The organism is Methanosarcina sp. WWM596, from assembly GCF_000969965.1.
Lineage (GTDB): Archaea > Halobacteriota > Methanosarcinia > Methanosarcinales > Methanosarcinaceae > Methanosarcina.
The window spans coordinates 2,282,365-2,295,090 of the sequence record NZ_CP009503.1; the positions used below are offsets into that span (position 1 = coordinate 2,282,365).

6 protein-coding genes are annotated in these 12,726 nt (G+C 44.5%); 5 read left to right on the forward strand and 1 reads right to left on the reverse strand.

The window, feature by feature from the left end; all coding sequences use genetic code 11:
- Window positions 1–148: 148 nt before the first annotated feature.
- A complete protein-coding gene (locus tag MSWHS_RS09965) occupies window positions 149–1,414 on the reverse strand; it encodes an NAD(P)/FAD-dependent oxidoreductase (protein WP_048127571.1) in 1,266 nt (421 codons plus the stop codon).
- A 316-nt stretch (window positions 1,415–1,730) separates the two neighbouring features.
- Here MSWHS_RS09965 and MSWHS_RS09970 point away from each other — a divergent pair, with 316 nt between their 5' ends.
- The 5 genes from MSWHS_RS09970 (at window position 1,731) to MSWHS_RS09990 (ending at window position 11,923) form a co-directional block, all read left to right on the forward strand.
- Window positions 1,731–4,004 carry a phosphoadenosine phosphosulfate reductase family protein gene (locus MSWHS_RS09970; RefSeq protein ID WP_048159004.1) on the forward strand — a complete coding sequence of 758 codons (2,274 nt, stop codon included), beginning with the start codon at window positions 1,731–1,733 and terminating at the stop codon, window positions 4,002–4,004.
- 379 nt (window positions 4,005–4,383) lie between these two features.
- Complete coding sequence (locus MSWHS_RS09975) at window positions 4,384–5,481, forward strand: AI-2E family transporter (RefSeq protein WP_048127567.1); 1,098 nt, start codon at window positions 4,384–4,386, stop codon at window positions 5,479–5,481.
- Window positions 5,482–5,757: 276 nt separating this feature from the next.
- Window positions 5,758–7,665: a threonine--tRNA ligase gene (locus MSWHS_RS09980; RefSeq protein ID WP_048159005.1), complete on the forward strand. Its 1,908-nt coding sequence runs from the start codon at window positions 5,758–5,760 to the stop codon at window positions 7,663–7,665.
- 517 nt (window positions 7,666–8,182) lie between these two features.
- Window positions 8,183–10,375, forward strand: coding sequence for a DEAD/DEAH box helicase (locus tag MSWHS_RS09985; RefSeq protein ID WP_048127563.1), 2,193 nt, complete (start codon window positions 8,183–8,185; stop codon window positions 10,373–10,375).
- A 729-nt stretch (window positions 10,376–11,104) separates the two neighbouring features.
- Window positions 11,105–11,923 carry a nitroreductase family protein gene (locus MSWHS_RS09990; protein WP_048127560.1) on the forward strand — a complete coding sequence of 273 codons (819 nt, stop codon included), beginning with the start codon at window positions 11,105–11,107 and terminating at the stop codon, window positions 11,921–11,923.
- Window positions 11,924–12,726: the final 803 nt, after the last annotated feature.

The window sequence follows — 12,726 nt, forward strand, 5'->3', positions numbered from 1 at the left end:
TACTTATCCTGAGACTTACTTATCCTGAGACTTACTTATCCTGAGACTTACTTATCCTGAGATTTACTTATCCTGAGACTTACTTATCTTACATCTAAAACCACTTCCCACTTCATATCTCAAAAGCTGGTCTCAAAAGCTGATACCTTTAAAAAAGCGTCTTTACAAATGTCCCGAAAGCTTTCATGAGCCTCAGGGAGTTTCCTGAAAACATAAGTTTCCTCATAAGGACAGATGGGTGATCCATATCTCCATACTCCGTGATTGTATTCAGGATGGAAGGGGTGTTTAACGAGCCTATGAATTCGTTCAATTGATTATTTTCCAGCTTTCCCATGTAATCATGGATTCTCATGCCTATTTCGAGTTCTTTTGCCAGGCCTTTTCGCCAGAGCCGGTCGTATTCGGAAAGCCTGAGTGCAGAGGTATTTCCTTCAAGGGCAGCTTCAGCTGCAATTTTTCCTGCGATTTTTGCTGCAAAAGCTCCTGTATAGACTCCTCCCCCTGATGTAGGTTTAGCCTGCCCTGCTGCATCCCCTGCGAGCAGGATACCGTCAGAAAATGTTTTTTCCGGGGGGCCGATTGGAATTCCCCCAACCACAAAATCAAGCATGCCCCCTGAATACTTTGCTTTTATGTGGGGGTTTGAGTAAAGGAATTTTTTGAGATAAAAAAGCGGAGATTTATCTCCAATACCGCTTTTGCAGGCAAGCCCTGGCTCAACTGCAAGCCCGATTCTTGACACCTTTTCATCAAGGGGAACGGTCCAGGCAAAGAAACCGGGGGCTGAAGAGCCTGGGAACAGTTCAACAAAATCGCTGTCATCCGAGGTGTAGGGAGCTTCGATCTGAATGCCGGGGAGTATGCGTGCAGGTTTTCCAAGACCTGCATAACTGGCTATCTGGCTTTTTACCCCATCTGCCCCGATAACTACGGAGGTGAATATGGTTTCGGGCTTTCCGTTTCTAAGTATTTTGAGCTTTACAGGTGAGCCCTTTTTTTTCCTATTTTTTTCTGTCCCGGCCCCGGCTTCAGAGCTCTCTTTTTCAAATCCTATCGCCCTTGTTTTCAGGAAGAGTTCAACGCCTTCTTCCACAGCCATTACCGCAAGGGTACGATCAAAGTTTTTCCGGGAGACAACATACGCCTTTGTCTGCTTTCCATCAATTGGCAGGCACTGCCCATCAGGAGCATGCACAAAAGCCCCACGCACAGAGTTAAACACAAATTCGTCCGAAGGCCTGAGTTCGCACTCTGCAACTGCTCTTGTGCTCAGCAGCCCTGTACAGCCGACAGGAGAACCTATTGAGGAGTGCTCTTCGAGCAGGAGAACCTTTGCCCCATTCAGGGCTGCATAACGGGCAGCAGTAGAGCCCACTGGACCTGCTCCTACCACAACAACATCATACTTCATACGGTATCACGTTTGAATAACAAGCTTATCTTTTGAGGAAAGCTTTAATGCCTTCCAGGGAAACTTTAATGCATTCTCAGTAAGTTTAATATATCCTTACTTCCTATTCTTAATAAAAATAACAGTTTTAATATATGATTGTAGAAATATTTAAAAATTAAGTTATACTTTTATGGTTTTTGAAGATATTATCAGGTTTTCTTTTATCGTACCTTCCCTTTCCCTCAAAATATTGATATATCGATAAACGCATCCTTACTGAAAACTGAACGATAAGATACTTAACCATTTCTTCGAACCACCGGTCAGGGCTTCCATGCAGCAGAAAAAAGATAAATACCAGACTTCAAGCTCACAAAAACAACAAAGAAACAGTTCAAGTTCAGGCAGGAAAAGACCTCAAACCCGCGAAAAGAGGGCAGAAAACAGGTCCCGTGATTTTAAAGAACAATCCTCTGCCAGAAAGAGCTCTGGCTCTGAAAAGCATCTGGACCTGGTTTTTTCAAAAAAAAAATCTTCTCCTCGCTCTCCTCGTTTTGAATATGAAGATGACTACATTTTCTGGTGCAGAAAATGCAACCTGCCTCTCATAGGGGAAGAGTGCGGGATCTGCGGCAGTAAGGGTGAGATACTCCATCTTTCCCAGCCTGCCGACGTAAGGTTTTGCTCCCCTTATGAGCGCGAAGTCATTGAAAAGCAGCTAATTTCAACCTTCGGTTGCGATCCTCTGGGAGACCGACTTATTCTCCTGAACAAAATACCCGGAGAAGACAAAACTGACGAGGTTCTCATAGACGGATTTATTTTCGGAGTACTCCGTTTCGAACTTTCAAAAATGGACTATAGCTTTGAGCCTTCCCTTCAGGGAGCAAAAATTCTCCTCAAGTCTGCTGAAGGCAGAAACGTCGAACTTAAGAAAACAAACAGGCACCTTAATGGAAAAAACGTGGCGTCAGGGCTTATAGAGTCTTTTGCTGCAAACATTAAAGCAGGGGATTTTGTCCTTTTGACCGCGGGAAACCTTAGCGGATATGGAGTTTCTTACATTGACGGTGCAGATTTTGCAGCCCAGGAGAACCTAGCAAAGCCCAAAGCTCTATCCGGGACCGGCGTTCAACCTGAAGTCAGAGCCCCATCTAAAGTCAGAGCCCTACCCGAGTACGAAACCAACTCCCCATCTGAGACCGAAACAAAAGTTCTCAGGGTCAGAAAGGTTGACAGCAGCGAAGCATTCCTGCACCCCAAGACTCCGGATTTAAGTGTCTGCATAGAAGCTAACAAAAAACACCTGCAGGTCCTGGGGAAAAATGCCATCAACACCATCCGCGGGATTATTTCCAGAAACGAGTATAGGAACCTGCCTGTGTATGTTTCATTCAGCGGGGGAAAAGACAGTCTTGTGGTGATGGACCTGGCAAAGTCTGCTCTCAAGCAAAGGGAGTTTAAGGCTTTTTTCCTGAACACAGGAATCGAATTCCCTGAAACTGTGGAGTTTGCACGGGATTTATGCCGCGAAATGAAAGTCCCGCTTGAAGAAATGAGTGCAGGCTCCTCTTTCTGGGAGCAGGTAGAAAAGTTCGGGCCTCCCGCAAAGGACTTCCGCTGGTGCTGCAAAGTCTGCAAACTGGCTTCGGCAGGAGACCTGGAAACAGAAAAAGGAACCTGTTCCCTTTCAGGAAAGGAAGCTGCAAACGCAGTTGCCTACCTGACAATAGACGGCAAGCGGAAGCATGAATCCTTTTCCAGGGCAAGAATTGCGGCGAGTGAGACAAACCCCTTCGTCCCTGCGCAGCTCAATATTTTCCCAATCAGAGATTGGCGTGCGCTTGATGTCTGGCTCTATATCTACTGGAGGGGGCTTTCCTACAACCCCCTTTACGATCAGGGTTTTGAGAGGGTTGGGTGCTGGCTCTGCCCATCTGCCCTTGCTGCCGAGTATGCCAGGGTAAAAGAGCTGCATCCTGAGATGCACACCAGGTGGAACGCCTTCCTGCTTGAATGGGCAAAAAAGCACGGGCTTTCGGAAAAGTTCGTCGAACATGGGTTCTGGCGCTGGAAGGAGTTGCCTCCGAAAATGCTAAGGCTGGCAGAGGAGCTTGGAATCTCTGTCCTTGCGGAGGAAAAAGCTGAAGCCTTTGAAATTGAGGTGGTGGGAGGAATTTCCCCCTGCAAAGCAGGAGGCTTTTCTGTAGAGGCAGGAGTTAAGGGCATCAGGGAAAAAGAAGCTGCAGATTTTATCAATGTGCTTGGGAAAACTGTTTATGCAGAAGAACTGGGCATGCTGCTGGTCAAAACCGGAACCGGAACTGTGAAATTATTCTCTAATGGAAACCTGCTCGTAAGCTCGGAAACAAAGGAAAAAGCTGTCTGCCTTTTTAAAGAGGCTGCAAAACAGTTTGTCAGGCTTTCCCGCTGTACGGGGTGCGGTATATGTGAAAAAGCCTGTCCTGTAGGGGCGATTTCAATTAAAGAAGGAAAACCTCATGTAAGTGAAACCTGTATAAGGTGTGGAAAATGCATGGAGTCCTGCGTGGTAACGAGATATTTCAACAAACTTGTGCCCGGGCTGGATGAAAAACTAAAAGTTTGAACGGGAAAAAATGAATCCTGAGGTCTGAATTTGCTGTTCTGTTCGTAATTATATGATATTTTTAAATAGTTCCTAATTATATTTTCATATTATACCTGTAATCTCACCGTGCCCTTTCAGGCCACATACCTTCAAAACTTCCCGGCAATATCAGATAATCTGTTATTTGCCTGACATAGCCCCCCACATACTAACTAAACGTTCAAACAATGCATACAATAGTATTTCATACAATAGTATTTGCATCTAACTTTGAGTTTAACAATATTTACATTCAGACTAATTTGATACCTCTGTTTCCGGTTCACGAATTTGATAATCTTTACCTCTAATTAATTGATTTAATTACTACAATCTATTATCATAATGGAACTGAAAAATGCGATTTAATTACCCGCCTGACGGAGTCAGCCAGATTATTGCCAGCCGTTGGAAAATAGGAGTAGCCCTTGCATTAGCTGTGCTTTTGTTCTTCGCTTTCCTGATCCTGCTGCCCCTGGCAGACGGAATTGTACTCGGGATAGTCTTTGCTTATATTGCCAGGCCTGTCCAGGTGAAATTTGGGAAGTACCGAAAAATCGGGGCTCTGATAGCCAGCCTTTTCATTTTCATCCCTATAGTATTCATTGTAGGAGCCGGAGTTGTTGAGATCCTTAACCAGATCTCCTGGATTCTTGAACACCAGACTTCGGTCATGAGCGGAATTTTAGATTTTATAAATGCTCTGGAAATTCCGGAAACATATGTTGAAAGGATAAATAATGCTATATGGAACCTCTTTACCTCCCTGCTCCCTGCAGTCGGCAGCGTAGGTTTAATCTCATATGCCCAGAGCATCGGTCTCTTTGTTATTAATTTCATAGTTTCGATTTTTTTCTGTTATTTCCTGCTTGCCGATGGGGACAGGCTTTATTGCGCTTTTCTTGGCGTGATACCTGGTGATTACCGGGGCATCGTAAACCGTTATGCGGCTCATCTGGACCTTATCCTTAAGGGAGTTTTCATAGGCAATGCTTACTCTGCCCTCATAGTAAGTGTGACTTCTGTTGTCGTTTTTTACACGTTTGGATATCGCCACGTTCTGGCACTTGCAACCCTTATCTTCATAGCTTCGGTTATCCCTCTTTTTGCCGGGTATATGGTGCTTGTGCCCCTGTCTTTAATACGTTATTTAGAACAGGGGTTTGAAAGTGCATTTCTTTTTTTTGTGGTTTCTTCCCTTGTAATTTACGGCCCTCCCGAACTGATCCTCAGACCTTTCCTGACCGGCATGAAATCAAAGATCCATCCGATGCTGCTCATGCTTGCTTTCTTAGGAGGGGCTTTTGTTGGAGGAATTGCAGGTTTTTTTGCAGCCCCTATTCTTCTGGGAGCACTCGTTGCAGCTTACAGAGTTTATCAGGAGCAGATACATCCTGAACTTGCAGCACAGGCTGATCTCTACCTCAAAAACCTGAAAAAATTCTGCCAGGACTGATTGAGAAAATAGCTCTCAATGAAGCGAAAGGGATTGTTTTATATCATTGCAGGATGTTAGGACTGTCATATATTCTTCTTTACTCCCTTTAATCAAGATCTACTGACGTGTACAGACCTCAAACAGTCCTGAAATCAGGTCCTGGTATTAAATCGTAATACTAAGGGTCCTGATATTAAATCGTAATACTAAGTCAGATACTGTTTGACCCTCTGTTTGATCCAGAACCGAAATCAATCGGAACATATATTCGGCTTAGAAAACACAGGTGATAGAATGCAGTTATTGCTCATTCACTCTGATTATATTGAATACCAAACCAAAAAACAAACTCCAGTTGCTGAAAAAATAGAAGATTCCTTAAAGTCAGGCAGACTTGAGGAAGCTCTCGCTGCTTTTACGGCTGTGGAAAGCGTGGATGAAGCCAATCCGGAAGAAGCCATAGAAAAAGCTGTTTCTGAAATAAAAAAGGTGGCAGCCCAGGTAAAAACCGACCGTATAATGCTTTATCCATATGCCCACCTGAGCTCTGACCTTTCTTCCCCGAAAGTTGCAGTAGCGGTCTTAAAAGGAATTGAAAAAGCCCTCTCAGGAAAATATGAGGTAAAAAGGGCTCCTTTTGGATGGTACAAATCCTTTACTGTAAGCTGTAAGGGGCATCCTCTCTCCGAACTTTCCAGGAGCATCCGTCCCGAGGGAACAGCAAAGGCAGTATGCAAAACCGTAGCAGTCGAGGAAAAAGAAGAGGTAGTTTCCGAGGCTCTGAAGGCTGAGGGTACTGCAAGGTCTTACTGGCGCATCCTTACTCCGGACGGTGAGCTCCATGAAGTCGAGGGCTTTGACCTTGCTCCTTACCCGAAACTTCAGAAGTTTATGAATTATGAAATTTCCAAAAGCAGGGCAGTTGAGCGTGCTCCCCCCCATGTTGAACTAATGCGGAGACTTGAGCTTGCAGACTACGAGCCAGGGTCAGACTCGGGAAACATGCGCTATTACCCCAAGGGAAGGCTTATCAAGTCCCTCCTGGAAAACTATGTGCTTGATGTCGCAACCGATTTCGGGGCGATGGAAGTCGAAACTCCTCTGATGTATGACATGAACCACCCGACTCTTAAGAAATACCTGGACAGGTTCCCTGCAAGGCAGTATTCCATCGAGTCGGACAAGCGGCAAATGTTCCTGCGCTTTGCAGCCTGTTTCGGGCAGTTCCTTATGAACCACGACATGACGATCTCCTACAAAAACCTGCCTTTAAGGATGATCGAAATGACCCGCTACAGTTTCAGAAAAGAACAGCGCGGGGAACTTGTGGGCTTAAGAAGACTTCGGGCTTTTACCATGCCGGATATGCACACCCTTTGTGAGGACATGGGACAGGCTGTAAACCAGTTCAAGCAACAGTATGACCTCTGTATCGACGTGCTTGAAAATATGGGAATTCATGTTGACGATTACGAGGTTGCCATCCGCTTCACAAAGGATTTCTATGAGTCTAATAAAGACCTGGTAGTAAGCATGGCAAAGACCGTCGACAAGCCCGTGCTTGTGGAAATGTGGGATACCCGTTTCTTCTACTTCGTGCTCAAGTTCGAATTTAACTTCGTAGATGCCCTTGCTAAGGCAAGCGCCCTTTCCACTGTCCAGATCGATGTGGAAAATGCTGAAAGGTACGATATCTCTTATGTGAGCGCTGACGGTAAACTGGAAAGGCCGACCGTTCTCCACTGCTCTCCTAGCGGGGCAATCGAACGCTGTATCTATGCTCTCCTTGAAAAAGCTGCAATGGAAACCGAAGAAGGGAAAGTCCCGATACTACCTTTATGGCTTTCTCCCACTCAGGTAAGGATTGTGCCGATTTCCGAGAAACACCTCACTTTTGCCGAAGAGATTTCAAAGAAACTGGACTGCAGGGTTGATATTGATGACCGCGACCTGTCCATAGGAAAGAAGGTAAGGGAAGCGGGCAGGGAATGGGTGCCGTATGTTGTGGTTATTGGAGATAAGGAAATAGAGGAAGGCACGCTTAACGTAACCGTCCGGGCAGAGTCCCAACAGAATAAGCCTAAAAAAGTTCAGATGACCCCGGAAGAACTTAATTCCTGCATAAAAGAAGAAACTGCTGGCAAGCCTTACAGGAAACTGCCTCTTGCAAAGTATCTTTCTGCAAGACCAAAGTTCTTCTAAACTTTCAAATTTCCTTTTACGGAAGATCTCAAAGGATAAGGAACCTCTAAAACGAACCTTTTCCCTTGACTTTTCCGTACAGAAATTGTTGCAGTTCATGATTTCTGCAGTCTTACATTTCAGTACAATAATGGCTCTTTATATATCCATAGTATATATTCCACAACTTTATATTATAGTAATTCTTATACCTCCGTAATTCTTATATCACGGTAGTTCTTATTATTGGTAAAGGATTTCTTTTAACTAAAAGCAGTTCAAACATGCTCTTTTCGATTTCAGAACGAAAGGAGATGGCCCAGGTTTTCTGGACTGAAGTTTTTTATCCGTTATTTTGTAGTTATTAGGGGAGTTAATTCTTCGAAGATTTCCAGTTGCATGGACGATTTCCAGTTGCATGGACGATTTCCTGTGCGTGGGACATGCAATTTCCCGGATAATTCTTTGAAAGATAACTTTCTGGTTTTAGCATATACTGAAAATTTCATAGAGTGAAAAGAGTGAGGACAGCTTACTGATGACAATTTCAAATGAAGCCTCAGCTGGCATGGAAACAGTCGAGCTCGAGCCCTTGAGGGAAGATAAGAAGAAAATCTTTAAGGATATTCTGGAATATTTTGAAACCCATCAGAGAGGCTATATCAAAGTTCCTACTGGTTGGGGAAAGACTTTTCTTTCAAAACATATAATGAAAAAATATTACGAGGAAGGAAAACTTGTACTTTTCCTTATTTCTAAAAATAACCCTCTCCTGAGCCAGACTTACTACGATAGGAAAAAAAACAGGCCCCTCTTTCCCAATAGTGCGCTCCTCTCTTCCAAACATAAGGTATCTAGAAAAGAGATTGCAGAAGCCCTTAAAAAATCCGGGCAGGAAAAAGGTGAAGGCTTTGTGCTCTTTGCTTCTCTGCAAACAGTACTCGGAAAACAGGCATCCGAAATCAAAGAACTGCTTCTCGAGTATACCGACCTTGCAATCGTGGATGAGATCCACAACTTCATCAATAACAGGGGAAACGATTTTCTCAATGAGTTCGGAGAACGGACCAGAATCCTGGGGATGACTGCAACTCCTTTTCAGGGTGTGGTCGGAAATGTTAAATTCGTGGACGAAATTGCCGGGGATATGAGGGAGGTCTATGCAAAGACTCTTCCAGAATGTATTCTTGACGAAGAACTTGCACCCCTTAAGTATACGATTGCTGAAAGTTCGGAAGATATATTTGAGATCTTTGACTTTGAAAAAGGGCTGGATGAACTTGATAAACAGGACCTTTACCTTGACTGCAGCACTGTTGATAAATTGAAAAAAGTTATCCGTAGAACTCAGCTCGCAAAAGATGTATATGATTCTATGGTAAAGCAGAGATATGCAAAAACCCTTGTATTCTGCGCCCCTGTCCGGAAGCGGGTCTATGGAGCCGGAGCAGACGGAAAGGAAATCAACGCGTTCCATGCAAAACTCACCGCCTCGGTTTTCAACGGGGAAATATCTATCCCAGAGCTGGAAAAGGACTCTGATCCCGTCTTACCTCTTGATTTTAAGAATTATACTCCTGAAGGGGAATTCACATATGCCGCTTTTATAACCTCTGAGCTGCCTAAGGAAGAACAGAATGCTCTTCTTGCAGCTTTCAGGGAAGCAGGAAAGCCTCCCTATGTCCTTTGCACGGTCGGCATGCTGATCGAAGGTTTTGATTTCCCGGGACTTGAAACCCTTATCCTTCTGCGGCCAACCCTTAGTATGCGGCTCTTTGAACAGCAGGTAGGAAGGGTTACAAGGCTTTCACCTGTTTCCGGGAAGTATAGGGGAAACATCTTTGAGATTGCGGACAGCATCGGTTCCCTCTATCAGCATTTCGGAGAAGGGGTTTTCAACGGGGAAAAGGTTGACCAGGTCCAGATGCTCCAGCCTGAAATCCGTCTTGAAGAGCTGTTCTCCGAAGGAGATGCGGCCCGGGCAATTGAGGAAGGAAAAATCGAAATCTGCAAGGTAGACTTCAGAAACTTCAGGAAAGGCAAGGGAAAAAGAAAGGGCATACAGGCAAAAGAGGTCCCTGTAAGGCTTCCTCCAACTGCTCTTCGGGCAAAATATTTCTCACGCCTTCTTGCCATCACCGAGGAAAAAGATATCGGAGCCTTTGAACGGGAAAAGCGGGAACTTATGCGGGGAGCCTTGAGGTTCAGGGTTAGGGAACTTAGAGACGCAGAAGAGATCGCGAACCTTTCCGACCAGATAAACAGGCTCAAGAGGGAAGCCTACGAAGACCGCAGGTTAGGGGATGTTTCAAGGCAGCACAAGCCCAAGGTCTTCGGGGAGGTTGAATGGCTCCTTAAACTTCAGGCCTTAAATTCCCTGAAGTATGACGGTGCACGCATTTCGATGCCTGAGAAAAATAAAATTTTAAGGACCCTGGGATTTGAGCCCGATTTAAGGAAGATAGACAGCTACAGACTTAAATGTCTGAAAATAGGTTCTGCCCAGAAAACTATTCCCGACCTTGTCAAGGTTCTTGGGTTCGTAAGCCGCCTCTCATCTTCTGAAACCTACCAGTTCCTTGATAAAAAGAAAAAAGAACAGTGGAAAAGGGAGTTTTTGCCTGCAGTCTACTGGGGTTTCTGCTTTATTGATGATTCTCCAGAAATCAGGGAGCTTTTCGAGTCCACGGAATGGGACCGGCGGGTCAAGAATATTATCCGGCAAAAATAATCTAATCCACGGAACAATAGGCTCCTCCGCCAGCTTGTCTGGCGGCCCTGCAAAAAGAGTAGAAAGAAACAAAAGGTTGAAATTACCAGTAAAAATCAATAAAAACAGATGTGGAAAAGAGTATTTTCAGATATATTTTTATCAGGTTCTGACTGCAACTCCCAACTTTTTACTCCATTTTTACTTTCCGGCTTTTCTTTCGGGTCTTTTGTCTTATTTTTTTGTCTGAAAGCCGCTCTCCTGTGTCGAGCGTGACAAAAACGAAATGATAAAGCGAATGACGTTGTACTGGTCATAAATATTTTAGGACTTACGCACTTGAAATGAAAAATCATGCACATGCGGACTCGTCAACATTATTTAAGTTTATACAGTTAAGTCTTTCTCGCTCGTGGTGTTAAATTCAACTGCGTAAGTCCTAATTTTTATAAATAGATCTCTTGGGCGCAGCGAAAAGGATCTCATGCTGTTGCACTTGCAGTGCAACTCCCAGAAAATCTCCGATTTCCTGTGATCCCGAAGCGAAACTCGGGCTATTCAGGAATAAGTCAATTACCCCTGAGCTAAAGACTCAGAGGCTTCCTGCAAAAGGTTTATGGAACTTAATAGTAAGTGAATCTTTACAGACAAAGAAACAAAGAAAAGTAACAAACACTGACTGGTTAGTAATGCCGACCGGTTAATATATCTGCCCTTGACAGAATTTGCCTTTAACAGGATTTGATACTTATGACCCACCTTATTGTTGATAAGAATCGCTGCACACGGTGCGGCATTTGCGTAAAGGTATGCCTTTCAGGTATTATCGATTCAGTTGATGAGGTTCATCTTCCGCAAGTGAAAGACGAAAACATTTTACGCTGCCTCTATTGCGGGCACTGCGAAGCTTTCTGCCCGTCTGAGGCTCTCGTCCTGAACCTTCGCCCTGATGAGAAAGTTCCCCTGCCTGCAGATACTGGCAACATCTCTTCTGAGGACATAGCGTTCTATCTCAAGAAACGCAGGTCTATTCGGCATTTTACCAGAGAGCCTGTGCCAAAGGAGAAAATCCTCGAAGTCCTCGATATTGCCCACTACGCCGCATCCGGAACCAACGGTCAGCCAGTGCAGTGGCTCGTTGTCCATGATCCGGAGAAAGTAAGAAAGATTGCCGGGCTCACCATCGAATGGATGAAGAGTCTGGTGAACACCCCCCACCCGATGAGCGACTACGTACCTGCGCTTATTTCGGCATGGGATCAGGGATACGACATCATTTGCCGGGACGCTCCGCACCTGCTTTTCGCCCATATCCCTGAAGATAACCCAATTGCATCTGTTGATGCCACAATCGCCCTCACCCATTTTGATCTCGCTGCACCGGCATTCGGTATTGGTACCTGCTGGGCTGGCTTTGTTGCGGCTGCTGCCATGTTCTACGAACCTCTTCAGAAGGAACTCGACCTGCCTGCTGGCAGAAAATCTGCCTATGCAATGATGTTTGGCAACCCGCAGTACAAAGTTTATGGAATCCCTCGCAGGAAGCCCCTTGAAGTAACATGGAAGTAAAGTTTTTTAAAGGGTTGGTGGACGTTTCAGTCCCTTTTCCTCAAATATTCAGGAGCCTGTGGAATTTTGCGCATCATACCATATGACCTGCCTGCCGGATAGTACTCGGCACCAAGCTAAATTTTACCCGCCGTCTTTTCATATGCCATGTATTCGACAAATACAAGCGCCAGACCGATACCGACAGAAGTGCCTGCCGAGGTCCAGATATTTCCGTCCCGCACAATTCGGTCCTCCACTATTTCCACGTCACCCAATTCTCACAGCTTCCGGAGAGAAGACCAGTGGGTAGTTGTCTTGTTTTACATGCTGCCAATCACCTGTCTGTATCTGGTTCGGGCCTCTGATGAAAAGGAGAGGATGATACAAGAAATATTAATAGTTTAAATTAATAATTAATATGAAAGGCTTTTATATTTTTATTATAATATGTTGTATTGTGGGGAAGGATAATATGGGATTTCTAAGTGGTTTTTCCAACTTCTTGAGGTTCTGTCAGGCCTATGGAAGCTAAAGAATTTTTCAGCTACAGTTGAACCTATAAAATGACCAACCCTCTTGGACTTGAAAGCACAGTAAATTGTATGAAGAGGTGAAATCTTAATGAGTCGCCAATCTCCTCCAAAAAGGAAAGGTCAGAAACCAAAATTCGACCATGAAAAAATCGAAGAACTCCTCAAAGCAGGTGAGAAACCAGTTAAGATTATGCTTCTGTTGGGTTGTTCTTATGGGGTTTTACGGTATGTACGAAAGAAAATGGGAAGAAAGAAAGTATAATTTTGAAAAGATATTCATCTGTATTC